Origin of the sequence: Citrobacter sp. On2M (genome assembly GCF_018035235.1) — a bacterium.
Taxonomy (GTDB): Bacteria; Pseudomonadota; Gammaproteobacteria; order Enterobacterales; family Enterobacteriaceae; genus Citrobacter; species Citrobacter meridianamericanus.
In genome coordinates this window covers 893,578-918,908 of the sequence record NZ_WPCV01000004.1, presented here as the reverse complement: position 1 = coordinate 918,908, position 25,331 = coordinate 893,578, and the positions used below count along the sequence as shown (strand labels likewise).

Below are 25,331 nucleotides of genomic sequence, written 5' to 3'. Positions count from 1 at the left end.
ATGTGATTTGTACCGCACTAAAATTAGGTAAAACGTTTTATCTTCTCGCCATCATTAGTCAGCCAGCTTTTACAAGGAGTCGTTTGATGACGACGAGAACCACACCAAAAATAACGTTATGGGAATTTTTTCAGCAGTTGGGCAAGACCTTCATGCTGCCCGTCGCACTGCTCTCATTTTGTGGGATCATGTTGGGGATCGGCAGCTCGTTAAGCAGCCATGATGTCCTGACGCTGATCCCGGCGTTGGGGAATCCGCTGCTACAGGCCATCTTTACCTGGATGAGTAAAGTTGGCTCATTTGCGTTTAGCTTCCTGCCAGTGATGTTCTGTATCGCCATTCCTCTTGGTCTGGCGCGCGAGAACAAAGGCGTGGCGGCTTTTGCCGGTTTTGTCGGGTATGCGGTCATGAACCTTGCCGTCAACTTCTGGTTAACCGCCAAAGGTATCTTACCCACCACTGATGCAGCGATCCTGAAAGCCAACAACGTGCAAAATATTTTGGGGATCCAGTCGATCGATACCGGGATCCTCGGCGCAGTAATTGCCGGGATCATTGTCTGGATGCTGCATGAACGCTTCCACAATATTCGCCTGCCGGATGCGCTGGCATTCTTCGGCGGAACCCGCTTTGTGCCTATCATTTCCTCGGTGGTGATGGGACTGGTCGGGTTGGTTATTCCCCTGATTTGGCCGGTTTTCGCCATGGGTATTACCGGGCTCGGCCACATCATCAACAGCGCAGGCGAATTTGGTCCGATGCTGTTTGGTACCGGTGAACGTCTGCTGCTACCTTTTGGCCTGCATCATATTCTGGTGGCATTAATTCGCTTCACGGAGGCCGGTGGTACTCAGGAAGTCTGCGGTCATAGTGTGAGCGGCGCACTAACTATTTTCCAGGCTCAGTTGAGCTGCCCGACAACGCAAGGTTTCTCTGAAAGCGCAACTCGCTTCCTGTCCCAGGGTAAAATGCCGGCGTTCCTCGGTGGTTTACCGGGTGCGGCATTAGCGATGTACCACTGCGCGCGTCCTGAAAATCGTCATAAAATTAAAGGGTTATTAATTTCTGGTCTGATTGCCTGCGTTATTGGTGGCACTACCGAACCCCTCGAGTTCTTATTCCTGTTCGTCGCCCCGGTTCTGTATGTGATCCACGCCCTGTTGACCGGGCTTGGCTTCACCGTAATGGCGGTACTTGGCGTCACCATCGGTAATACTGACGGTAACCTGATTGACTTCGTGGTGTTTGGCATTCTGCACGGGCTGTCCACCAAGTGGTATCTGGTCCCTGTTGTAGCGGCGATCTGGTTTGCGGTGTACTACGTGATCTTCCGCTTCGCCATCACACGCTTCAATTTGAAGACGCCGGGTCGTGAAGTAGAACTTGCCAACAATATCGAGAAAGTCATGGCTGGAGCGCCTGGTAAATCGGGTTACAACGTTCCTGCTATTCTGGCAGCGCTGGGCGGTGCGGAAAACATTGTCAGCCTGGATAACTGTATTACCCGTCTGCGTTTGTCAGTAAAAGATATGTCGCTTGTTAACGTACAGGCTCTGAAGGACAATCGTGCCATTGGCGTAGTACAGCTCAATCAGCATAACCTTCAGGTCGTTATTGGTCCGCAGGTCCAGTCAGTAAAAGACGAGATCGCGGTTCTGATGAACACCGTACAGGCTTAAGGACAACACTATGTATGATTTTTCAAAGGTAGTGGACAGGCACGGTACCTGGTGTACTCAGTGGGATTACGTTGCCGACCGTTTTGGTTCAGCCGACCTGCTGCCGTTCACCATCTCCGATATGGATTTTGCCACCGCGCCTTGTATTCTGGAGGCGCTGACTCAGCGCCTGTCACATGGCGTGCTCGGCTACAGTCGCTGGAAAAATGATGAGTTTCTGGCAGCGATTAGCCACTGGTTTCATATGCGTCACAATACGCAAATCGATCCTCAGTCGCTGGTGTATGGCCCCTCGGTCATCTATATGGTCTCGGAGCTGATCCGCCAGTGGTCTTCTGCGGGTGATGCGGTGGTGATTCATACGCCGGCGTACGACGCGTTTTACAAAGCAATTGAAGGTAATCAGCGCGTGGTGCGCGCTGTCGAACTGGAAAAGCGCACTGACGGCTGGTATTGCGACATGGTTGCCCTGGAGAAAGCGCTTTCTCGACCAGAAAGTAAAATTCTTCTGCTTTGCAGCCCACAAAATCCGACGGGCAAAGTGTGGACTCGCAATGAACTGGAAACCATGGCGGAACTGTGCGAACGCCACGGCGTTAAGGTTATTTCCGATGAGATCCATATGGATATGGTATGGGGAGAACAACCGCACATTCCGTGGAGTAACGTCGCGCGCGAAAACTGGGCTCTGCTCACCTCCGGCTCAAAGAGTTTTAATATTCCGGCATTAACCGGGGCTTATGGAATCATTGAGGATGCGCAAAGCCGCAATGATTACCTCAGCGCGTTGAAGGGTCGTGATGGTCTTTCCTCGCCTGCGGTGCTGGCGCTTAGCGCGCATATTGCCGCTTATCAACAAGGCGCAAGCTGGCTTGATTCGCTGCGCGACTATCTTGCCAGTAATCTGCATTACGTAGCCCAAGAGCTAAATGCGGCCTTCCCCGAACTTAACTGGCAGGTTCCGCAATCCACTTATCTGGCATGGATTGACCTGCGCCCGCTGAATATTGATGACCATGCCTTGCAGGATGCTCTCATCAACCAGCAGAGAGTCGCCATCATGCCGGGATATACCTACGGAGAAGAAGGTCGAGGTTTTGTGCGTCTCAACGCCGGATGTCCACGATCCAAGCTTGAAAAAGGCGTTCAGGGATTGATTAACGCCATCCATTCGGTACGCTAACTCAGTTTGCGCAATGAAATTATTCATTGCGCAACATAGATTTTTATCCCGATTTTTTCATATAATACGACGCACTTTACCTAAATACACGAGTGCGACCATGATTGATACTTCCCTCCCACTAACCGACGTCCATCGCCACCTTGATGGTAACATCCGTGCGCAAACGATCCTCGATCTGGGTCGTCAGTTCAATTTGACGCTTCCGGCGCAAACACTTGAAACACTGATCCCTCATGTACAAATCACATCTACTGAGCCGGATTTAGTGAGCTTTTTATCCAAGCTCGATTGGGGCGTGAAGGTACTGGCCTCGCTGGATGCCTGTCGCCGTGTGGCATTTGAGAATATTGAGGATGCCGCACGTAACGGCCTGCACTATGTAGAATTACGTTTTTCCCCAGGCTATATGGCGATGGCGCATCAACTTCCCGTTGCTGGCGTAGTTGAAGCCGTCATTGCCGGCGTTCGCGAAGGCTGCAAGACCTTTGGCGTCGAGGCACGCTTAATTGGCATTATGAGTCGTACCTTCGGTGAAGCCGCCTGCCTGCAGGAGCTGGATGCGCTGTTAGCACACCGGGACCAGATTACCGCCCTGGATCTGGCCGGCGACGAGCTGGGCTTCCCGGGTAGTCTGTTCCTGTCGCATTTCAACCAGGCGCGTGACGCGGGATGGCGTATTACCGTGCATGCAGGTGAAGCCGCGGGACCAGAAAGCATCTGGCAGGCCATTAAAGAGCTGGGCGCTGAGCGTATTGGTCACGGCGTTAAAGCCGTTGAAGATCGTGCGTTAATGGATTATCTCGCTGAGCACCGGATCGGCATCGAATCCTGCCTGACATCGAACATTCAGACCAGCACCGTCGCCTCGCTGGCGACCCATCCGCTGAAGACATTCCTCGAGCACGGCGTGGTAGCCAGTTTAAATACGGACGATCCGGCGGTGCAAGGGGTGGATATTATTCATGAGTACACCATTGCCGCACCCGCTGCGGGGTTAACGCGCGAACAGATCCGCCAGGCGCAAATCAACGGACTGGAAATGGCATTTCTGAGTAACGAAGAGAAACGTGCGCTGCGTGAGAAAGTTGCCGCAGCGTAACGGCAGTATCGCAGGTCGCTAATGCTTATCCGGCCTACGTTGGTTTTTGTAAGCCGGATAACTGTGCCCGGGCATAGTTATCCGGCATTGGCGTAATCAGGCAAGGCACAATGTCGAACGATGCTTAGCTGATTCAATACCAAGCTCAATCAGTTCCATGATTTGGATCGCTTGTCTCGCCGGTACAGGGTTTTCACCGTGACCATTTAACGCATCACGAATGCCAGCATAATACGCAGGATAATTGCCCGGTACGGTAAGCCAGGTCTCTTCAACCTGCTCTTCACCTTCAATTCGCGTCAATACGCCATCGCGCATGTCATAACCCCAATCCTCCTGAGGCAGTCGCTCGCCATTTTTCAGGCGCTCTTCCTGTGGGTCAAGACCATACTTCACATAGCTACCGCGCGAACCGTGTACAATATAACGGGCAGATTCTGCGGCTGCGAGCATGGTACCGTGCAGAATCACACGACGCTGCGGATACGTCAGAATGGCATGGAAGTAGTCCGTTGCTTGCGCCCCCGGGCGAAGTTGAGCCAGATCAACCGTCAAGCTGACGGGTAAACCAAACAGGTTAATCGCCTGATCCAAAAGGTGCGGTGCTAGATCATACCAGATACCGCTTCCCGGGCCGCCCTGTTCACGCCAACGGTCACGAACCTGCGGACGGAAACGATCGAAATGAGATTCGAAATACGCGACTTCCCCCAGCACACCATCCGCCAGCAGAGCTTTGAGCGTCAGAAAATCACTGTCCCAGCGCCGATTATGGAAAACAGACAGCACACGCCCGAGGCTACGCGCTAACGCATCCAGTTCGCGAGCTTGTGACAGTGTCACAGTGAAAGGCTTATCAACAACCACATGTTTGCCCGCTTCCAGCGCAGCCTTTGCTAACGGGAAGTGCGTATCATTAGGCGTGGGGATCACAATCAGGTCGATATTCGGATCGTTAAAAAGATGCTTAGGCTCAGCAACAACCGCGACCTGCGGCCAGTCTGCCTTCACTTTTGCTTCATCACTACTGGAAACTGCAACCAATTCCAGGCCCGGTGTGCCCACGATCAGCGGGGCATGGAAAGTTTTGCTGGCGTAACCATAGCCAATTAGCCCAACGCGGATGTTGTCGCTCATGTTATTGCCTCTCAATTCAGGACTGACCTATTTCACACCATACCCTGCAACGTCTCAATAGTTTAATAACCTTTACGCTACAAAGGTTGTTTCTTAACTTAAGTCAAACATATGCCACTTATGCTTAACTTACCGCGAAAAAGAGGGAGAAATCGTTCCCAATTATCTTGCTGTATTATTGAGAGATTAGTAACATTTGCAGCCTGTGTTTATGGATAAATCAAAGCAAATGTCATCAGTAATGAATCGTCTTATTGAATTAACAGGTTGGATTGTTCTCACCGTCTCCGTGATCCTGCTGGGTGTTGCCAATCATATTGACAATTACCAGCCGCCGGAGCCCGTTGCTACCGTGCAGAAGAAATAAGCATCTGCAGCACTTTTGCGCCCGGCAATTAACATGTGTTAGTTGCGTCATATGGCTACAAAAGATCGAATTCTGTCAAAAAAAGCGAATTATGCCGCATCCTTCTCCGCAGCATATTGCCTGTGGTAGCGAAGCGCGTTACCCTTGCTGCAGGTGTGCATAACGCCTACTTTTCCACAGGTATGAACTCTCTTCTTACATTTGCGCGTAAATCCGCTTTTACCTGTGCACGTTGTTTATTTTTTATATTATCTACTCCGTTGGTATTATTTTATTAATATGGATCTTCATTTATGACTGTTCAGGATTACTTATTAAAATTCCGCAAAATCAGTTCACTCGAAAGCCTGGAAAAACTGTTCGACCATCTTAACTACACGCTCACCGACGACGGCGACATTATCAATATGTACCGTGCGGCAGACCACCGCCGTGCAGAGCTAACTTCGGGAGGCCGCCTGTTTGATGTTGGTCAGATCCCTAAATCAGTCTGGCATTACGTGCAATAAATAAGAAAGTAGCGCTTAACGTTAAAAGCTTTATAATAATTGCCCCAAAATAAAAGGCATGCTTGATCGCGCGCGTAAACCTGGAGAAGAGATGACTACCACACCGGCACAACGTATCGGAGGCTGGCTACTTGGGCCACTGGCCTGGCTGTTAGTCGCATTGCTGAGCGCTTCGCTGGCGTTACTACTTTACGTCACTGCGCTGGCTACACCGCAAACCTTCCAAACCCTGGGTGAACAAAGTACGGCCAATTTGTTGCTATGGGGCGTCTCCTTTATTACCGCAATCGCCATGTGGTATTACACACTGTGGCTGACGATTGCATTTTTCAAGCGCAGAGCCTGTGTGCCCAAGCACTATATTCTGTGGTTGTTGATTTCCGTGCTACTGGCGATTAAAGCGTTTGCTTTTTCACCGGTCCCGGACGCCTTTGCCGTGCGCCAACTGTTGTTCCCATTGTTAGCGGCAGCACTGTTGGTACCCTACTTTAAACGCTCGCAGCGCGTAAAAACAACGTTTGTGAACCCGTAATAACCCTACAGTTAACCTGTTGTCGCCTGTTCTGGATTGTCAGATAATAGGCGGCTTTTTTATTTCAGGCCGAAAAATGACTGATTACCTGCTGCTGTTTGTCGGAACTGTACTGGTCAATAACTTTGTACTGGTTAAGTTTCTGGGCCTTTGTCCATTCATGGGCGTTTCCAAAAAACTGGAAACCGCAATGGGTATGGGCCTTGCCACGACGTTTGTCATGACGCTGGCATCCATCTGCGCATGGCTGATTGATACCTGGATTCTAATCCCGCTCAATCTCATCTATCTGCGCACGTTGGCATTTATTCTGGTTATCGCTGTCGTTGTGCAGTTTACTGAGATGGTTGTACGCAAAACCAGCCCTGCACTTTACCGTCTGCTGGGGATCTTCCTGCCGCTGATCACCACAAACTGCGCGGTGTTGGGTGTGGCGCTTCTGAATATCAACCTCGGCCATAACTTTTTACAGTCGGCACTGTACGGTTTTTCCGCCGCTGTCGGCTTCTCGCTGGTGATGGTACTGTTCGCTGCTATTCGCGAACGCCTTGCTGTGGCAGATGTCCCGGCTCCGTTTCGCGGTAACGCAATTGCTCTAATTACCGCCGGTCTAATGTCATTGGCCTTTATGGGCTTTAGTGGTTTGGTGAAGTTGTAATGAATGCTATCTGGATTGCCGTTGCCGCAGTGAGTCTACTGGGTCTGGCGTTCGGCGCTATTTTGGGTTACGCCTCACGACGCTTTGCCGTCGAGGATGATCCGGTGGTGGAGAAAATTGATGAAATTCTACCACAAAGCCAATGTGGACAATGCGGTTATCCGGGCTGCCATCCTTATGCAGAAGCGATCGGCTCTCAGGGTGAAAAAATTAACCGTTGCGCACCCGGTGGTGAAGCTGTGATGTTAAAAATTGCCGCCCTGCTGAACGTCGACCCGCAGCCGATTGATGGTGATGAACATGATGTTACGCCCGTACGTATGCTGGCGGTCATTGATGAAAATAACTGTATCGGTTGCACAAAGTGCATTCAGGCCTGCCCCGTCGATGCGATCGTGGGCGCGACGCGCGCCATGCACACGGTGATGAGCGATCTCTGCACCGGCTGCAACCTGTGCGTTGATCCGTGCCCGACGCAGTGCATCGAGTTACGTCCGGTAGCCGAGACACCAGACAGCTGGAAATGGGATTTAAACACCATTCCTGTGCGCATCATTCCCGTGGAACAACATGTTTAAGTTATTCTCTGCATTCAGAAAAAATAAAATCTGGGACTTTGATGGCGGCATTCATCCACCAGAAATGAAGACTCAGTCAAACGGTACGCCGCTGCGGCAGGTTCCGCTGGCGCCACGTTTTGTTATTCCGCTGAAACAACATATTGGCGCGGAGGGTGAACTGTGCATCAGCGTGGGCGACACTGTGTTGCGAGGTCAGGCGCTAACCATAGGGCGTGGCAAAATGCTTCCGGTACATGCGCCAACGTCAGGCACCGTGGTGGCCATTGCCCCGCACTCTACCGCGCATCCATCGGCGTTAGCTGAGCTGAGCGTTATCATTGACGCTGATGGCGAAGACCGCTGGATTGAGCGCGACGGCTGGGCCGATTACCGCTCCCGCAGCCGAGAAGAACTGATCGCGCGTATTCATCAGTTTGGCGTCGCCGGACTGGGCGGCGCAGGTTTTCCCACCGGTGTAAAACTGCAGGGCGGCGGTGATAAAATTGAAACACTGATCATCAACGCCGCTGAATGCGAGCCGTATATTACAGCTGATGACCGCCTGATGCAGGACTGCGCAGCGCAGGTCGTCGAAGGTATCCGCATCCTGGCCCACATTCTTCAGCCACGTGAAATTCTGTTGGGCATCGAAGATAACAAACCGCAGGCAATTTCCATGCTGCGCGCGGTGCTGGCTGATTCACACGATATCAGCTTGCGCGTGATCCCTACTAAGTATCCGTCCGGCGGGGCCAAACAGTTAACGCAAATTCTGACTGGCAAGCAGGTTCCCCATGGTGGACGCTCATCCGATATTGGCGTGCTGATGCAAAACGTCGGAACCGCCTATGCGATCAAACGTGCGGTAATTGACGGAGAACCGATCACCGAGCGTGTCGTGACGCTTACCGGGGAGGCCGTCAGTCGTCCAGGCAACGTCTGGGCGCGTTTAGGTACGCCAGTTCGTCATCTGCTCAACGACGCGGGCTTTTGTCCTTCCGCCGACCAGATGGTGATTATGGGTGGACCGCTGATGGGCTTTACGCTGCCATGGCTGGATGTACCGGTGGTCAAGATAACCAACTGTCTTCTGGCACCTTCTGCTAGTGAAATGGGTGAAACGCCAGAAGAGAAAGGCTGTATTCGCTGTAGCGCTTGCGCCGATGCCTGCCCGGCCGATCTCCTGCCACAGCAGCTTTATTGGTTCAGTAAAGGGCAACAGCACGACAAAGCCACGGCCCACAATATCGCCGACTGCATTGAATGCGGTGCCTGCGCCTGGGTATGCCCAAGCAACATTCCATTGGTGCAGTATTTCCGTCAGGAAAAAGCCGAGATTTACGCCATTAGTCAGGAAGAAAAACGTGCAGCTGAAGCAAAAGCGCGATTTGAAGCCCGACAGGCACGCCTTGAACGTGAAAAAGCTGCCCGTCTTGAACGTCACAAAAACGCAGCCGTTCAGCCTGCAGCGAAAGATCATGATGCCATCGCCGCCGCGCTGGCTCGCGTAAAAGAAAAACAGGCTCAGGCGCTGCAGCCGGTAGTAATTCAGGCAGGTGAAAAACCTGACAATAGCGCAGTGATTGCCGCACGCGAGGCGCGTAAGGCGCAAGCTCGTGCTTCCCGTAAGGAAAATTCGCCGCAAAGTGAAGGCAGCAGCACGGGTACAGATCCGCGTAAAGCTGCCGTCGAAGCGGCAATTGCTCGCGCCAAAGCCCGCAAGCTTGAGCAGCAGACAGCAACGGAAACAGCCGAACCGGTTGATCCCCGCAAAGCCGCCGTGGAAGCGGCAATCGCTCGTGCAAAAGCCCGCAAGCTTGAGCAGCAGACAGCACCGGAAACAGCCGAACCGGTTGATCCCCGCAAAGCCGCCGTGGAAGCGGCAATCGCTCGTGCAAAAGCCCGCAAGCTTGAGCAGCAGACAGCAACGGCAACAGCCGAGTCGGTTGATCCACGTAAAGCCGCCGTCGCGGCCGCTATCGCACGCGCTCAGGCAAAGAAAGCCGCGCAGCAGCAGGTTGTTAACGAGGAATAAATGGTATTCAGAATAGCAAGCTCCCCTTATACCCATAACCAGCGCCAGACATCACGAATCATGATGTTGGTGTTACTTGCGGCGTTGCCAGGGATCGCCGCGCAGCTGTGGTTCTTTGGCTGGGGTACGTTGTTCCAGATAGTTCTGGCCGCCATCAGCGCTATCGCCGCCGAAGCGGGCGTGCTTAGACTGAGGAAACAACCCATCGTGCCAATTTTAAAAGACAACTCCGCCTTACTCACCGGGTTGTTGCTGGCCGTGAGTATTCCTCCGCTCTCCCCCTGGTGGATGGTGGTATTAGGCACGGTATTCGCGGTTATTATTGCTAAACAGTTGTATGGCGGTCTCGGTCAGAACCCGTTTAACCCTGCCATGATTGGTTACGTCGTGCTGCTAATCTCATTTCCGGTACAGATGACCAGCTGGCTGCCGCCGCACGAAATTGCGGCTACCGTGCCTGGGTTCTTTGACGCACTGAACGTTATCCTTAGCGGCCACACTGTCAGCGGCGGGGATATGAATACGCTGCGAATGGGCATTGATGGTATCAGCCAGGCAACGCCTCTTGACACCTTTAAGACGTCATTGCATGCAGGGCGTACTGTTGAACAGGTGATGCAATACCCGATCTATAGCGGTGTGCTGGCAGGTGCAGGCTGGCAGTGGGTTAATCTTGCCTGGCTGGCAGGCGGGATCGTTCTGTTATGGCAGAAGGCGATTCGCTGGCATATCCCGGTTAGCTTTCTTCTGTCTCTCGCCGTTTGCGCCACCCTGGGATGGTGGTTCTCACCGGAGTCACTCGCATCACCTCAGTTACACCTGCTTTCAGGCGCGACCATGCTGGGTGCATTCTTTATTCTTACCGACCCCGTTACGGCCTCGACAACTAACCGTGGCCGCCTGATTTTTGGCGCACTTGCAGGTCTGTTAGTGTGGTTGATTCGCAGTTTTGGCGGTTATCCTGACGGTGTGGCCTTTGCCGTATTACTGGCAAATATCACGGTTCCCTTGATTGATTATTACACCCGCCCTCGCGTGTACGGACATCGCTAAGGAATTCCAATGCTGAAAACGATTCGTAAACACGGTATTACGCTGGCGCTGTTTGCTGCGGGCTCAACGGGATTAACCGCGGCAATCAATCAATTAACCAAGTCCACCATTGATGAACAGGCCGCACTGCAGCAAAAAGCACTGTTCGATCAGGTTCTGCCAGGCGACCGCTACAATAATAACTTGTCTGAGAGCTGTTATCTGGTTAATGCGCAGGCGTTAGGTAAAGGTACTCACCGTGTGTATATTGCGCGCCAGGACGACCATCCCGTGGCAGCAATTCTTGAAGCTACAGCGCCAGATGGTTATTCCGGGGCTATTCAACTGCTGGTCGGTGTCGATTTTACGGGTACTGTGTTGGGTACGCGGGTAACCGAGCATCATGAAACGCCGGGACTGGGCGACAAAATCGAACTGCGGCTTTCTGACTGGATCACCCACTTTAGTGGCAAAACAATCGCTGCGGGTAACGACGCCCACTGGGCGGTAAAAAAAGACGGCGGTGACTTTGACCAGTTTACTGGCGCAACCATTACGCCGCGGGCGGTTGTGAATGCAGTAAAACGCGCCGGTTTGTATGCGCAAACGCTACCCGCACAGCTTCCTCAACTTAGCGCCTGTGGAGAATAAACCATGAGCGAAATTAAAGACGTTATTGTCCAGGGGTTATGGAAAAATAACTCCGCGCTTGTGCAGTTACTCGGGATGTGTCCGTTGTTGGCTGTTACCTCTACCGCCACTAACGCGCTGGGGCTGGGGCTCGCGACGACGCTCGTCCTGACGCTGACCAATCTGACGATTTCGGCCCTTCGTCGCTGGACACCGCCTGAAATCCGTATTCCAATTTATGTCATGATCATCGCCTCTGTGGTGAGTGCAGTGCAGATGCTGATTAATGCCTACGCCTTTGGCCTGTATCAGTCTCTGGGCATCTTTATCCCGCTGATTGTGACCAACTGTATTGTTGTTGGTCGTGCTGAAGCCTTCGCCGCCAAAAAAGGCCCTGCATTATCCGCGCTCGATGGTTTCTCCATCGGTATGGGGGCTACCGGCGCCATGTTTGTTCTGGGCTCACTGCGTGAAATAATTGGTAACGGTACACTATTTGATGGCGCCGACGGTTTGTTGGGTAGCTGGGCTAAAGTATTGCGCGTTGAGATCTTCCATACTGATACGCCGTTTCTGCTGGCCATGCTGCCACCAGGCGCGTTTATTGGTCTGGGCTTGATGCTGGCAGTTAAGTATCTTATTGATGAGAAAATAAAGAAACGTCGTGCCGAGGCGGCTGTCGTGGACAGTCCGGCTGGTGAAACAGGGAATGTGTCATGAACAAAGCTAAACGGCTGGAAATTCTCACTCGCCTGCGTGATAACAATCCGCATCCAACAACCGAGCTTAATTTTACATCACCTTTCGAACTGCTGATTTCGGTCTTGCTTTCCGCTCAGGCCACCGATGTCAGCGTCAATAAAGCAACAGCCAAGCTTTACCCCGTCGCTAATACGCCCGCCGCGATGCTGGAGCTAGGCGTCGAAGGCGTTAAGTCCTACATTAAAACAATCGGTTTGTTTAACAGCAAAGCGGAGAACGTGATTAAAACCTGCCGCATTTTACTGGAACAACACAATGGCGAGGTTCCGGAAGACAGAGCCGCATTAGAAGCCCTGCCTGGCGTTGGGCGCAAGACGGCGAATGTGGTGTTAAATACAGCCTTTGGCTGGCCGACTATTGCTGTAGATACCCATATTTTCCGGGTATGTAACCGGACACAATTTGCCCCTGGTAAAAACGTCGAACAGGTAGAAGAGAAGCTACTGAAAGTCGTACCCAGTGAATTTAAAGTCGATTGCCATCACTGGTTAATTCTTCATGGCCGCTACACCTGTATAGCCAGGAAGCCTCGTTGTGGTTCCTGCATCATCGAAGATCTCTGTGAATTCAAAGAGAAAGTTGATATCTGATGCTGCCGGGGCATCCTCTTTGCCCCTCGCATACATAACGATTAGTTATGCACTCCCTCGCAATAGTTTTCCCGACAATGATGCCATTCAATTACCCATCTCTAATGTAATATTCTTGTGAATTAGCGCCTGAGCAGGTTAATCGTTTTTTTAGTACTAGAAATTTCTATCTATACGTGATCAGGATCACGCAGCTAACACAATGTTAAAAAATATTTATTTTTTAGTTAAAGTGACAATCAGATGACCTAAGTGAACAGTTTATAAACAAAACATTACACTAGCTATTTTTCAGATATTGGCCTATATCACTGGATTCAACCGCAAATAGCAGAACATATCGCCACATTGCGGTTTTCACCGTAATTAAACAGTGTAAAAATCTGTCATTTTCTAAATGAAGAAATTTAACGCTAGATAACATTTCAGCGCCCCGACGATTTCACCAGTCATGATATATGTAACAGATTATTACAAACCACTTGTCTGAAGGGTCAAGATAGTGAACATTACTTGCCGTTTCCCCTCCCACTATAACAATCGGACGGATGAACTTGACTCATCACGTACCTGAACACCCCCGTTGATATGGGATGTAAAAAAAGAGGTAAAAGTGTCTACTGCAAACAATAAACCAACAGAAGGCGTGAGTTTAAACGCCTTCAAACAACCAAAAGCGTTCTATCTCATTTTCTCAATTGAGCTGTGGGAACGTTTTGGTTATTACGGCCTGCAAGGAATTATGGCCGTCTACCTGGTTAAACAACTGGGCATGTCAGAAGCGGATTCCATCACCCTTTTCTCCTCCTTTAGCGCCCTGGTATATGGCCTGGTTGCGATTGGCGGTTGGTTAGGTGATAAAGTTCTGGGTACAAAACGCGTCATTATGCTGGGTGCCGTTGTGCTGGCGATTGGTTATGCGCTGGTAGCATGGTCCGGTCACGATGCGGGTATCGTTTATATGGGTATGGCGGCCATCGCAGTCGGTAACGGTCTGTTTAAAGCAAACCCATCATCCCTGCTCTCTACCTGCTATGCCAAAGATGACCCGCGTCTTGATGGTGCATTTACCATGTACTATATGTCCGTCAACATCGGTTCGTTCTTCTCTATGCTGGCAACGCCGTGGCTGGCTGCGCGTTACGGCTGGAGCACCGCGTTCGCACTGAGCGTCGTGGGTATGCTGATTACCGTGGTTAACTTCGCATTCTGCCAGCGCTGGGTTAAACAGTACGGTTCTAAGCCTGACTTTGAGCCAATCAACTTCCGTAACCTGCTGCTGACCATCGTTGGCGTTGTGGTGCTGATCGCGATTGCAACCTGGCTGCTGCATAACCAGCAGATCGCACGTATGGTTCTGGGTGTGATTGCCATTGGTATCGTGTTTATCTTCGGTAAAGAAGCCTTCACCATGAAAGGTGCTGCCCGTCGTAAAATGATCGTTGCCTTCATTCTGATGCTGGAAGCGATTATCTTCTTCGTGCTGTACAGCCAGATGCCGACCTCGCTGAACTTCTTCGCGATTCGTAACGTTGAGCACTCTATTCTTGGTATTGCTTTTGAACCTGAACAATACCAGGCATTGAACCCGTTCTGGATCATCATTGGTAGCCCAATCCTCGCCGCTATCTATAACAAGATGGGCGATACGCTGCCGATGCCAACCAAGTTTGCGATTGGTATGGTGCTGTGTTCCGGTGCGTTCCTGATCCTGCCGCTGGGTGCGAAATTCGCTACCGACGCGGGCATCGTTTCCGTTAACTGGTTGATCATCTGCTACGGCCTGCAAAGTATCGGTGAGCTGATGATCTCCGGTCTGGGTCTGGCAATGGTGGCACAGCTGGTTCCGCAACGCCTGATGGGCTTCATCATGGGTAGCTGGTTCCTGACCACTGCCGGTGCCAATATCATCGGTGGTTACGTGGCTAACATGATGGCGGTCCCAGAGAATGTGACTGACCCGCTGATGTCTCTGGAAGTCTACGGTCGCGTGTTCCTGCAGATTGGTGTTGCAACGGCGGTTATCGCTGTTCTGATGCTGCTGACGGCACCGAAACTGAATCGTATGACTCAGGACGACGAAGCCGATGAGAAAGCCGCTAAGGCCGCAACAGCGTAATTCTCAGGGAAACTTTCTTTCCGGCCGCTAACTGATGTTAGCGGCTTTTTTTTTGCCTGAGGTAGCACTACCATACGGTATACCTCAGCCAAAAGGAGTTACCGATGAAACTGTTCTACAAACCGGGCGCTTGTTCTCTCGCTTCCCACATCACGCTTCGTGAGAGCGGTAAAGATTTCACGCTGGATGGTGTTGATCTGATGAAGAAACGTCTGGAAAACGGCGATGATTTTTTCGCGGTAAACCCAAAAGGTCAAGTCCCCGCGCTGCTGCTGGATGACGGAACGCTACTGACCGAAGGCGTCGCCATCATGCAATACCTGGCAGACAGCGTGCCAGACCGTCAGCTCCTGGCCCCTACAAGCAGCCTCTCCCGTTACAAAACCATCGAATGGCTTAACTACATTGCGACAGAGCTGCATAAAGGCTTTACACCACTTTTCCGTCCCGATACGCCGGAGGACTTCAAGCCAACCGTTCGCGCGCTGCTGGAGAAAAAAATGCAGTATGTGAATGACTCGCTGAAAGATAACCCATGGATCTGTGGCTCGCGCTTCAGCATTGCGGACGCTTATCTTTTCACCGTGCTGCGCTGGGCCTATGCGGTGAAGCTGAATATGGCCGGTTTAAGCAATATAGACGCGTATATGGCGCGGATGGCTGAACGCCCGGCGGTTGCAGCGGCGTTGAAAGCTGAAGGGTTAAATTAACTGCTGTTGCCGGGTAGCGCTGGCGCTTACCCGGCCTATAGTCAAACCAATGCCCGATAAGCGAGAGCGCCATCGGGCATTGATTACAGCTGCGTCGCGCTGAAGTAATGTTCAGGCCTGGCGATAGAATCCTGCGCGGCCACCACCTGCAACTCATACTCGTGCATCTCTTTGGTGGCGATCATCACTTCATACACCGCCGCTGTCACATGCTCAAGCGCCTGCTGTAAAGACGCCCCCTGCAACAGTTTAACCAGCAACAAGCCACTGGTGACATCACCGACGCCAACGGGCTGACGAGCGCCAAAATCAACTAACGGTCGGCTGATGTGCCACGCCTGGTCGGCTGTGACCAACAACATCTCGAAACGATCTGAGCTAATACCTGCACGAGCCAGATGCTTCACAAGCACAATTGCCGGTCCTTGCGCAATGAGCTCACGTGCGGCTGCCACTGCCTCATTGACGCTGTTAACCGCGTGTTCGCACAAAATTTCGAGTTCAACCAGATTCGGGGCGATAATGTCGCTGGCCGGCAACGAATGGCGCACGTGAAACTCGGCTACGCCGGGTGCAACGATACACCCTTTCTCCGGATGCCCCATCACCGGGTCGCAGAAGTATTTCGCCTGCGGATTGGCCGCTTTCACCTGGCGTACAATATCCAGAATATGCTCGCCCTGCTCTGCTGAACCAAGATAACCGCTCAGGACTGCGTCACAGGTTTGAAGTTTATCAATATCGGCAATACCCTGAACGATTTCGGTCAGGTGGCTCGGCGGCATAACGCAACCGGTCCATTTACCGTATTGTGTATGGTTAGAAAACTGAACGGTATTCAGCGGCCAGACATTTGCGCCAAGACGACGCATTGGAAACTCTGCTGCACTATTGCCCGCATGACCAAAAACAACGTGGGACTGGATGGCGAGGATATTCTTCATTTTGCTTACCACAACCCTGAAAAAATAAAGGGGCGAAGTTTCCCACGCCCCTGCTAACTAAATCTTACTTCCAGCAAATCAGACAATAATTCTTCTTACCACGGCGCAGTAAGGTGTAGCGCCCGAACAGGATATCACTCTCCTGGAAGAAATATTCCGGATCAGATTGCTTCTCACCGTTGATGGTCACCGCGTTTGACGCGATGGTCTTACGTGCCTGACCGCGAGAAGGCTGCAGTTCGGAGTCCACCAGCGCCTGCATCAGATCGGCACCCTTATCCATTTCGATCATCGGCACACCATCCTGCGCCAGCTGTTCGAAATCAGCTTCGCTCAAATCGCTCAAATTACCGTTGAACAAACTTTCGGTAATGCGTTTTGCCGCAACCAGACCTTCTTCACCGTGAACCAGACGCGTGACCTGTTCGGCCAGTACATACTGGGCACGCGGTGCTTTACCGCTGTTTTTATCTTCTTCTTCCAGCGCATTGATCTCTTCAATGTCCATGAAAGTGAAGAATTTCAGGAAGCGATAAACGTCCGCATCGGCGGTGTTGATCCAGAACTGGTAGAATTTATAAGGGCTGGTTTTCTTCGGATCCAGCCACACAGCGCCGCCTTCAGTCTTACCGAATTTGGTGCCGTCAGCTTTAGTGATCAGCGGAACGGTCAGACCAAATACCTGATTCTGATGCAGACGACGGGTCAAATCGATACCTGAAGTAATGTTACCCCACTGGTCTGAACCACCAATCTGCAGCGCCACGCCGTGCAGTTTATTCAGACAGGCAAAGTCATAACCCTGCAGCAGGTTGTAAGAAAACTCGGTAAAGGAGATCCCTTGATCGTCGCGGTTCAGACGCTGCTTCACCGCTTCTTTGTTGATCATCTGGTTAACAGAGAAGTGTTTGCCGATATCACGCAGGAAGGTCAGTACGTTCATACCGCCAAACCAGTCGTAGTTATTCGCAGCAATCGCCGAGTTGTCGCCACAGTCGAAATCGAGGAACGGCGCAACCTGTTTGCGGATTTTGTCCACCCACTCCTGCACGGTGTCTTCGGTATTCAGTTTACGCTCGGCGGCTTTAAAGCTCGGGTCACCAATCAGACCGGTTGCGCCACCTACCAGTGCGACAGGTTTATGGCCTGCCTGCTGGAAGCGTTTCAGGCATAACAATGGAACCAGATGCCCCAAATGCAAGCTGTCAGCGGTAGGATCGAAGCCGCAATAGAGCGCGATCGGGCCTTGCGCCAGTCGCTCTGCTAACGCTTCCTCGTCCGTCACCTGGGCCACCAGCCCCCGCTCTTGCAATTGTTTAATCAAGTTACTGCTTGCCATCAAAATCTCCATGTATAAAACGACTGCACCTTTGCCGGTACACGACTTTTCGCCTGATGCGAAAGAAACATAGAATAAAGCGCCGGATTGTTCAGCACCAGCGCTTAAAACAAGAAATTTGCATCTTTAGGGAGCCAGGCGATCAATTTTCCACGCGTTATCTTCGCGTTGGTATAAAAAACGATCGTGTAAGCGGTTTTCACCACCCTGCCAGAACTCCATTTGTTCAATACTCACACGAAAGCCGCCCCAGAAACTGGGCAGAGGCACTTCCCCTTGCTGAAACTTCTGTTTCAGTTCGAGGAATTTGCTTTCGAGAATACCGCGAGCGGAGATCCGACTGGATTGTTTAGATACCCAGGCGCCAATCTGGCTGTCGCGTGGGCGACTGTGGAAATATTTGACCACTTCAAGTGTGGAAAGACGCTCAGCCTTACCGATAACCATCACCTGCCGTTCCAGCGTGTGCCAGGGGAACAAGAGGCTAATGCGTGGGTTTTTCTCGATCTGATGCGCCTTACGGCTACCGAGGTTGGTATAGAACACCAGCCCTTTATCATCATAATGTTTGAGCAACACGATACGCTGATACGGCTGACCATTTTCATCGACGGTCGCAACGACCATCGCGGTGGGATCGGCGAGTTTGGCATCACAGGCTTGCCCCAGCCAGCGCTCAAACAGTGCAAGGGGGTCGGCGGGAAGATCGCGGCGGCGAAGACCGCCTTTCGTGTATTCACGGCGCAGATGCGCTATTTGCTGCAATTCGTCGTTATCAGACATGATGTTGGCTACGGATTGTCAGTGGGTGACGCTATTGTGCGCCGCCCAGGTGAAAATCTCAACGCTTCGGGTTCTGTAACTGACAGTTATTTAGCACAATTCTGTCTCGTTTATAGACCGTTGCCTCGTTGCCTTTAGACCAGAAGACGTAGATACCATCGGTATAGCGCGAACCTGATGCCGACACGCCCTGTTTGAGGTTCAATAGCTGATTATCATATACAAAGCTTGCCATCTGACGGGTATTGTTCAACTTCACGGTAAGCGGTTTTTCGTCACAACGATATTCCAGCGTATCCGTTTGCATACGTTCGACAAATTGGTTGTACACACTACACCCGCTAAGCAGTACCGGCAGACACACTAACAACAGTTTTTTCATAGCCATATCCTGAAGACTTTCCTGGTCCTGGAGGGTAATGGCACCCTCCCTAATATTCCTAGTTTACCGGCATATGGCGCTGAATAATTTCAGTTAACTCTGAGTTCGAGGGTTAGCTGGATAAATCGCCCCTAAAACGCTCGGCTCTGATGCGCCGGTGACTGAAGGCAGATTTCCCGGTAACCCTGCCAGCGTTCGCCACGCCAGCCAGGCAAAGGCTAACGCTTCCATATCGTCGCCGCTAATCCCGGCTTCATCGGTTGAGGTGACCTCTGTACCCGGCAATAATGCCGCCAGACGCATCATCAACAGCGGATTACGGCTTCCTCCTCCGCAGACCATGAGTCGTTCACAGCCGCCGCTGAGCAAGACCTGCTCTGAAATAGTCACCGCGGTCAGTTCGGCAAGCGTCGCCTGTACATCCCGCGGACTTATACCCGGGAACTGCGACAGATGACGTTCTATCCAGCCATAATTGAAATACTCACGACCGGTGCTTTTGGGTGAAGGCGCAGAAAAATAAGGATCGCTAAGCATATTTTGCAGTAAAGGCAGGATCACCGTTCCTGAACTGGCCCACTGCGCATCTTTGTCGTAGGGTTGACCACATTGCCTCCAGATCCAGGCATCCATCAGCATATTGCCAGGTCCGGTATCGTAGCCGCGAACGGGTTGCTGGGGAATAAGCAGAGACAAATTGGCAATTCCGCCGATGTTTAGCACCATCCGCCGCTCCGTTGGATGAGCCAGCAGCGCCTGATGAAAAGCCGGAACCAACGGTGCCCCCTGCCCGCCGAGGGCGATATCGCGGCGGCGAAAATCGCCTACTACGGTTATCCCTGTGCGTGCCACAATCTGATTATTGTCGCCAATTTGCAGCGTGTGCGGCGCGGGGCCTGTCGGTTCATGCCACACGGTTTGCCCATGACAACCGATCGCAACAATGTCCTGCGGTTTCATCTTTTCCTGCGCCAGCAGGGCATTCACCGCCTCAGCAAACAGATAACCGAGCTGTGCATCCAGTTGCCCAAACTGAGAAAGCGTAAGCTGCTGACCCTGACAGATATCCAGAATCGCTTGTTTTACATGACCAGGAATAGGCCAGCTCAGACTCGCCTGTTGCGCAACCATCGTTTCATCTATTGTCGCCAGCACAACATCGACGCCATCAAGGCTGGTTCCAGACATTACACCGATAAAACGGCCCGATTTCATATGTCATCCTTTTAAGCAAATTAGCCTTGACACTCAACCATAAAGTGCCGAGTAATGCCATGCTTCCTTAATGATTTTTGATGGCTAATCATTACAATGGATGCTTTATTACATCAATTATATGAATGATTCGTTTATACTCGGTATATCCGATTTCAGTTAAGATTTTCATATTGTTCCAGTAGAACATGTGAACTTGGGTTCACAAATGCCATATAATTTAGTCATGAAGGGTGCTTATTGAGCATTTCGTGGCGACAAAGGAGATTTGTAAATGATTAAACGTGTGCTGATTGTTTCATTAATGGGCGTATCTTTAGCGGGCTGCGTTAACAATGATAGCCTTTCGGGCGACGTATATACCGCATCCGAAGCGAAACAAGTTCAGAACGTGACCTACGGTACGATTGTTCATGTTCGTCCGGTGCAAATCCAGGGTGGTGATGACGCAAACGTGATTGGCGCTATTGGCGGTGCGGTACTCGGCGGGTTCCTCGGTAACACCGTTGGCGGCGGTACGGGTCGTTCATTAGCGACGGCTGCAGGCGCCGTTGCCGGCGGCGTAGCGGGTCAAAGCGTACAAGGTGCGATGAATAAAACCCAGGGTGTGGAACTGGAAATCCGTAAGGACGACGGTAATACCATTATGGTGGTTCAGAAACAGGGTGCGACCAAGTTTTCAGCCGGTCAACGCGTTGTTATGGCAAACAACGGCAGCCAGGTTACCGTGTCTCCACGCTAATCGAATTTACGTGTGGTCAGACTCTGGCCACACGCTATCTTCTGTATCAGCCTTGTGACTGTAGCTCAATAATATTATGTTCCAGTCTGGCGACCAGTTTAATCAGCAGATCAATTTCCTCAGCTGAAATCCCTTCCAAAATTTCTCCACGTGTTTTGTTGATAACCGCTTCCATATCCGCGATCAGCGGCTCTGCTTTTTCTGTCAGTCTAATTCTCTTTGCCCGGCGATCGCTGGCGCAAGTCTGGCGTGAAATGAGTCCCTTTTCTTCCAGTTGGTCAAGCGTACGTACCAGCGAAGGCTGTTCGATGCCAATCGCTTTCGCCAACTGAATCTGCGATTGATCGGGCGGCAATTGATGAATGTTGTGCAGCGTAACCCAATGGGTCTGCGTCAACTCCAGAGGTTTCAGGCGATGGTCAATCAGAGCACGCCAAATGCGCACCAACCGTGCCAGATCAGAACCTAATGGCGATTCCAATTTCATCTCCTTATAATTAGCTTGCTAAGTTATTGTGCTGATTTTAGAATAGTGTGCAGCATTTGTATTGCCAAAACAAATGTATTGCCAAATTTGCTTACCGGCAGACATTTTTTCAGACATTATGCGTTACAGAGACTCGTTGTCTCTTTTTTGCTAAACCTATAGCGATGCTCTCTTCCGCCAAGGATTTTGCCCGTGAAGTTTATGTTTAATGCAACAGGATTGCCCCTACAAGATTTAATGATCGGCGCATCTGTCTACTTCCCGCCTGTTTTCAAGGCATTTGTAGCAGGATTCCTTCTCTGGCTGGTTGTTCATCGCCTGCTTCGCGACTGGATTTATTCCGGCGAAATCTGGCATCCCCTGTTAATGGATCTGTCCCTCTTTACGCTATGCGTATGTCTGGCCTTTGTCATGCTGATTGTGTGGTGATTATGTCGCTTAAAACCGTTAAATACTTCTCCACGATTATAGTCGCTGCAATCGCAGTTTTCGCAGGATGGTGGATGTGGAATTACTATATGCAATCGCCCTGGACCCGTGACGGCAAAGTGCGCGCTGAGCAGGTCAGCATCACGCCGCAGGTTTCGGGCAGTATCAGCGAACTCAACATAAAAGATAACCAGTTTGTGAATGAAGGCGATGTCCTGTTTGTTATCGACAAGACGCCATTTCACATTGCTGAACTGAATGCACAAGCCCAGTTGGCTAAAGCACAGTCCGATCTGGCAAAAGCCAATAACGAGGCTAACCGCCGCCGTCACTTATCGCAAAATTATATCTCTGCCGAAGACCTGGATACCGCCAACCTCAACGTGAAAGCCATGCAGGCGAGCGTTAAAGCAGCAGAGGCCAGTCTGCGCCAGGCACAGTGGCAACTGACACAAACGGTGGTCAAAGCCCCCGTGGCAGGCTGGGTCACCAACCTTTCAATCCGTACCGGAGACTACGCCTCAACCGGTAAACCCCTGTTTGCCCTTGTCGACAGTCAATCTTTTTATGTAATGGGGTATTTTGAAGAAACCAAATTGCGCCATATTCGCGAAGGTGCGCCTGCGCTGATCACCCTCTACAGTGGCAATATAAAGTTACAGGGTCACGTATCCAGTATTGGTCGTGCCATCTACGACCAAAGTGTGGAAAGTGACTCCGGCCTGATCCCCGATATTAAACCTAACGTGCCGTGGGTGCGCCTGGCGCAACGTGTTCCGGTGCGCATCGAATTCGACGAGCCAGTGCAGGGTATCACGCTGGTTTCAGGTACGACCTGCAGCGTGTCTATCGGTCAGCGTAAATGAAACTGCCCCATCTGACACCTGGCAATTTGCCGTGGTTTAAAGCCACGGCGGCGCAGTGGCGCTATGCACTGCGAAACACCATTGCGATGTGTCTGGCGTTAACGTTCGCCTATTACCTGAATCTGGATGAACCCTACTGGGCGATGACCTCGGCGGCGGTGGTCAGCTTTCCTACTGTTGGTGGGGTTATCAGTAAAAGCCTCGGTCGCGTTGCGGGTAGCTTGCTTGGTGCCACCGCCGCCTTAATTATTGCCGGACATGCTCTCAATGAGCCGTGGTTGTTTTTGCTCTGCATGTCGCTGTGGATTGGTTTTTGTACCTGGGCCTGTGCCCATTTTACCAATAACGTCGCTTACGCCTTTCAATTGGCGGGCTACACCGCGGCAATCATTGCGTTTCCCATGGTTAATACCATTGAGATTACGCAGTTGTGGAATATCGCGCAGGCCCGCGTGTGCGAGGTTATCGTGGGTATCCTGTGCGGTGGGATGATGATGATGATCCTGCCCAGCACCTCCGATGGCACCACGTTACTTACCGCGCTGAAAAACATGCATTCTCGTTTACTGGAACATGCCAGCTTACTCTGGCAACCGGAGACAACGGACGCCATTCGTACGGCTCATGAAAGTGTCATCGGGCAGATCCTGACCATGAACCTGCTGCGTATACAGGCGTTCTGGAGCCACTACCGCTTTCGCCGTCAAAATGCGTTGCTCAATTCGCTGTTGCACCAGCAGTTGCGTATGACCAGCGTGATTTCCAGTCTGCGCAGGATGTTGCTGAACTGGCCTAATCCCCCGGTCAATACCCGGGAGGTCATCGAGCAGTTGCTCAGCGCGCTGGTCAAATCCAATACCGACAGCTACACCGTTGCGCGTATTATTGCCCCTCTTCGCCCAACCGATGCGCGCGACTACCGACACGTCGCTTTCTGGCAACGGTTACGCTATTTTTGCCGAATTTACCTGCGCAGTAGCCATTACCTGCATTTACTTGAAAATGGGGTCACTGCGGAACAGATTAATGTTGACCGTACGCCAGGTCTTGCGCGCCACACTGATAATGCGGAAGCCATCTGGAGCGGGTTGCGTACATTCTGCACGTTGATGCTTATCGGCGCATGGAGCATTGGCGCACAATGGGAATCAGGATCTGGCGCGCTCACGCTCGCAGCCATCAGCAGCGTTCTGTATTCTACCGTCGCTACACCATTCAAGTCACTTTCGCTGCTGATGCGCACGCTGGTTCTGCTGTCGCTGTTTAGCTTCGTGGTTAAGTTTGGCCTGATGGTGCAAATTTCCGATCTCTGGCAATTCATTCTTTTTCTCTTCCCGCTTCTCGCCACCATGCAACTCCTGAAGCTACAAATGCCTGCACTGGCGGGCCTGTGGGGACAGCTGATCGTGTTTATGGGATCGTTTATCGCGGTAACCAATCCGCCGGTTTATGATTTCGCTGATTTCCTGAATGACAATATGGCGAAAATCATCGGCGTGGCGCTGTCCTGGCTGGCCTTCGCTATTCTGCGTCCAGGTTCAGATGCGCGGAAAAGTCGGCGTCATATTCGTGCCCTGCGTAGGTATTTTGTCGATCAGCTGAGTCGACGTCCCTCACTCAGTGAAAACGAATTTGAGTCGCTGACCTATCACCACGTCAGCCAGCTTAGCAACAGTCAGGACGCGCTGGCGAGACGCTGGTTATTGCGTTGGGGAGTAGTTTTGTTGAACTGCTCACACGTGGTGTGGCAGCTTCGCACATGGGAGGCGCGTTCAGATCCACTCGCTCGCGTCAGGGACGTATGTATCTTACTGCTCCGTGACGTGATGAGTGAACGTGGCGTCCAGCAACGACCGCTGAATGCCACGCTAAATCAGTTACAGCGCATCTGCGATACGCTTGCCCACCATCATCAACCTGCCGCGCAGGAACTGTCTGCGCTTGTCTGGCGGCTACACTGTTCGCTTTCGCAACTCGAACAAGCGCCGCCGCCGGGTACACTAAGTAGTTGATTATTTAATAACGCCACAAGCGTAGCGCGCTCCGCCACCGCCCAGCGGTTTCGGTTGATCGGACATATTATCGCCGCCCACATGGATCATCAGCGCCTTACCTTTCACCTCGTCGAGCGTTTTCAGCCGCGGTGCAAAAACTGGTGTTGTGGCGTTCCCGTCGTTATTTACCAGTAACAGCGGCAGGTCGCCCATGTGACCTGCGCCTTCCGGCCCTTCGTGTTTGCCAGTTTTGTGTGGATCATAATGGCCTCCGGCCGATTCTGCGGCTGAAGCTTTTCCTTCCTTAATAGCCGGTTGACAGCTGCCATTCGCATGCACATGGAAGCCATGTTCACCTGGCGGCAGCGCTCTAAGATCGGGCGTAAACTCCAGTCCTTTCGCGGTTTCAGCAATAGTGACCGTACCAATCGCCTGGCCGACGCCTTGCGACGTTACCAGATTCATCGTCACCTTTTCTTCACTGGCAGCCTGTGCACTTGCACAGGCGAGTAATGTGATAATGGCCAAACTCAAACGCTTCATAA

The 25,331-nt window shown here is 51.7% G+C and carries 26 protein-coding genes and 1 pseudogene; 19 read left to right on the top strand and 8 right to left on the bottom strand.

Annotated elements, in window-relative coordinates:
• Positions 1-86 precede the first annotated feature (86 nt).
• The 3 genes from malX (at position 87) to add (ending at position 3,964) form a co-directional block, all read left to right on the top strand.
• The gene (malX, locus tag On2M_RS14790; RefSeq protein ID WP_151225419.1) at positions 87-1,679 is read left to right on the top strand and encodes a maltose/glucose-specific PTS transporter subunit IIBC; all 1,593 of its coding nucleotides are present in this window, start codon (positions 87-89) and stop codon (positions 1,677-1,679) included.
• 10 nt (positions 1,680-1,689) lie between these two features.
• Entirely contained in the window at positions 1,690-2,862 is a 1,173-nt protein-coding gene (locus tag On2M_RS14785; protein WP_210905040.1) for a MalY/PatB family protein, read from the top strand.
• Between the two features lie 100 nt (positions 2,863-2,962).
• A complete protein-coding gene (add, locus tag On2M_RS14780; protein WP_151219119.1) occupies positions 2,963-3,964 on the top strand; it encodes an adenosine deaminase in 1,002 nt (333 codons plus the stop codon).
• A 96-nt stretch (positions 3,965-4,060) separates the two neighbouring features.
• Here add and On2M_RS14775 read toward each other — a convergent pair whose 3' ends face one another.
• A complete protein-coding gene (locus On2M_RS14775) occupies positions 4,061-5,101 on the bottom strand; it encodes an oxidoreductase (RefSeq protein ID WP_151225417.1) in 1,041 nt (346 codons plus the stop codon).
• 241 nt (positions 5,102-5,342) lie between these two features.
• Here On2M_RS14775 and blr point away from each other — a divergent pair, with 241 nt between their 5' ends.
• The 12 genes from blr (at position 5,343) to gstA (ending at position 15,605) form a co-directional block, all read left to right on the top strand.
• Positions 5,343-5,468 (top strand): division septum protein Blr, encoded by a 126-nt coding sequence (gene blr, locus On2M_RS14770; protein WP_210905250.1) that lies wholly within the window; start codon positions 5,343-5,345, stop codon positions 5,466-5,468.
• Positions 5,469-5,761: 293 nt separating this feature from the next.
• The gene (gene ydgT / locus On2M_RS14765) at positions 5,762-5,977 is read left to right on the top strand and encodes a transcription modulator YdgT (RefSeq protein ID WP_151219116.1); all 216 of its coding nucleotides are present in this window, start codon (positions 5,762-5,764) and stop codon (positions 5,975-5,977) included.
• 91 nt (positions 5,978-6,068) lie between these two features.
• Entirely contained in the window at positions 6,069-6,509 is a 441-nt protein-coding gene (locus On2M_RS14760; RefSeq protein WP_151219115.1) for a DUF2569 domain-containing protein, read from the top strand.
• A gap of 76 nt (positions 6,510-6,585) precedes the next feature.
• A complete protein-coding gene (gene rsxA / locus On2M_RS14755; RefSeq protein WP_003029144.1) occupies positions 6,586-7,167 on the top strand; it encodes an electron transport complex subunit RsxA in 582 nt (193 codons plus the stop codon).
• Positions 7,167-7,745: an electron transport complex subunit RsxB gene (rsxB, locus tag On2M_RS14750; protein ID WP_006684670.1), complete on the top strand. Its 579-nt coding sequence runs from the start codon at positions 7,167-7,169 to the stop codon at positions 7,743-7,745. The genes rsxA and rsxB overlap by 1 nt, the downstream gene beginning before the upstream one ends.
• A complete protein-coding gene (gene rsxC, locus On2M_RS14745; RefSeq protein WP_210905039.1) occupies positions 7,738-9,762 on the top strand; it encodes an electron transport complex subunit RsxC in 2,025 nt (674 codons plus the stop codon). The genes rsxB and rsxC overlap by 8 nt, the downstream gene beginning before the upstream one ends.
• Positions 9,763-10,815 (top strand): electron transport complex subunit RsxD, encoded by a 1,053-nt coding sequence (rsxD, locus tag On2M_RS14740; RefSeq protein WP_210905038.1) that lies wholly within the window; start codon positions 9,763-9,765, stop codon positions 10,813-10,815.
• A gap of 9 nt (positions 10,816-10,824) precedes the next feature.
• Complete coding sequence (gene rsxG, locus On2M_RS14735; protein WP_151225413.1) at positions 10,825-11,445, top strand: electron transport complex subunit RsxG; 621 nt, start codon at positions 10,825-10,827, stop codon at positions 11,443-11,445.
• 3 nt (positions 11,446-11,448) lie between these two features.
• On the top strand, positions 11,449-12,144 hold the full coding sequence (locus On2M_RS14730) for an electron transport complex subunit E (protein WP_210905037.1): 696 nt from the start codon (positions 11,449-11,451) through the stop codon (positions 12,142-12,144).
• Positions 12,141-12,776, top strand: coding sequence for an endonuclease III (gene nth / locus On2M_RS14725; protein WP_003029161.1), 636 nt, complete (start codon positions 12,141-12,143; stop codon positions 12,774-12,776). Before On2M_RS14730 ends, nth begins: the two co-directional genes overlap by 4 nt.
• Before the next feature lie 613 nt (positions 12,777-13,389).
• Entirely contained in the window at positions 13,390-14,895 is a 1,506-nt protein-coding gene (gene dtpA, locus On2M_RS14720) for a dipeptide/tripeptide permease DtpA (RefSeq protein WP_187252496.1), read from the top strand.
• A 104-nt stretch (positions 14,896-14,999) separates the two neighbouring features.
• The gene (gene gstA / locus On2M_RS14715; RefSeq protein ID WP_151219098.1) at positions 15,000-15,605 is read left to right on the top strand and encodes a glutathione transferase GstA; all 606 of its coding nucleotides are present in this window, start codon (positions 15,000-15,002) and stop codon (positions 15,603-15,605) included.
• Positions 15,606-15,688: 83 nt separating this feature from the next.
• Here gstA and pdxY read toward each other — a convergent pair whose 3' ends face one another.
• The 5 genes from pdxY to anmK form a co-directional block, all read right to left on the bottom strand.
• Positions 15,689-16,549: a pyridoxal kinase PdxY gene (gene pdxY, locus On2M_RS14710; protein ID WP_151219097.1), complete on the bottom strand. Its 861-nt coding sequence runs from the start codon at positions 16,547-16,549 to the stop codon at positions 15,689-15,691.
• A 64-nt stretch (positions 16,550-16,613) separates the two neighbouring features.
• Complete coding sequence (gene tyrS / locus On2M_RS14705) at positions 16,614-17,888, bottom strand: tyrosine--tRNA ligase (RefSeq protein ID WP_003029168.1); 1,275 nt, start codon at positions 17,886-17,888, stop codon at positions 16,614-16,616.
• A gap of 126 nt (positions 17,889-18,014) precedes the next feature.
• Positions 18,015-18,671: a pyridoxamine 5'-phosphate oxidase gene (gene pdxH, locus On2M_RS14700; protein WP_087878779.1), complete on the bottom strand. Its 657-nt coding sequence runs from the start codon at positions 18,669-18,671 to the stop codon at positions 18,015-18,017.
• Positions 18,672-18,729: 58 nt separating this feature from the next.
• Positions 18,730-19,059, bottom strand: coding sequence for a C-type lysozyme inhibitor (mliC, locus tag On2M_RS14695; protein WP_210905036.1), 330 nt, complete (start codon positions 19,057-19,059; stop codon positions 18,730-18,732).
• An 87-nt stretch (positions 19,060-19,146) separates the two neighbouring features.
• A complete protein-coding gene (gene anmK, locus On2M_RS14690; protein WP_151219095.1) occupies positions 19,147-20,268 on the bottom strand; it encodes an anhydro-N-acetylmuramic acid kinase in 1,122 nt (373 codons plus the stop codon).
• A 274-nt stretch (positions 20,269-20,542) separates the two neighbouring features.
• On the opposite strand from anmK, the gene slyB reads away from it, so the two are divergent.
• Complete coding sequence (gene slyB / locus On2M_RS14685; RefSeq protein ID WP_151219094.1) at positions 20,543-21,010, top strand: outer membrane lipoprotein SlyB; 468 nt, start codon at positions 20,543-20,545, stop codon at positions 21,008-21,010.
• Between the two features lie 46 nt (positions 21,011-21,056).
• Here the strand turns inward: slyB and slyA are convergent, their stop codons facing one another.
• Positions 21,057-21,497: a transcriptional regulator SlyA gene (gene slyA, locus On2M_RS14680; RefSeq protein WP_151219093.1), complete on the bottom strand. Its 441-nt coding sequence runs from the start codon at positions 21,495-21,497 to the stop codon at positions 21,057-21,059.
• Positions 21,498-21,689: 192 nt separating this feature from the next.
• Here slyA and On2M_RS14675 point away from each other — a divergent pair, with 192 nt between their 5' ends.
• From On2M_RS14675 to On2M_RS14665, 3 genes and pseudogenes are all read left to right on the top strand, one after another.
• On the top strand, positions 21,690-21,926 hold the full coding sequence (locus tag On2M_RS14675; RefSeq protein ID WP_103770040.1) for a DUF1656 domain-containing protein: 237 nt from the start codon (positions 21,690-21,692) through the stop codon (positions 21,924-21,926).
• Between the two features lie 2 nt (positions 21,927-21,928).
• Positions 21,929-22,792, top strand: coding sequence for an HlyD family secretion protein (locus On2M_RS14670; protein WP_210905035.1), 864 nt, complete (start codon positions 21,929-21,931; stop codon positions 22,790-22,792).
• Positions 22,789-24,829: pseudogene (locus On2M_RS14665) on the top strand (FUSC family protein). The gene On2M_RS14670 and the pseudogene On2M_RS14665 overlap by 4 nt, the downstream one beginning before the upstream one ends.
• Here On2M_RS14665 and sodC read toward each other — a convergent pair.
• On the bottom strand, positions 24,805-25,329 hold the full coding sequence (gene sodC / locus On2M_RS14660) for a superoxide dismutase [Cu-Zn] SodC (protein WP_151219090.1): 525 nt from the start codon (positions 25,327-25,329) through the stop codon (positions 24,805-24,807). The pseudogene On2M_RS14665 and the gene sodC overlap by 25 nt on opposite strands.
• Between the last annotated feature and the right edge of the window lie 2 nt (positions 25,330-25,331).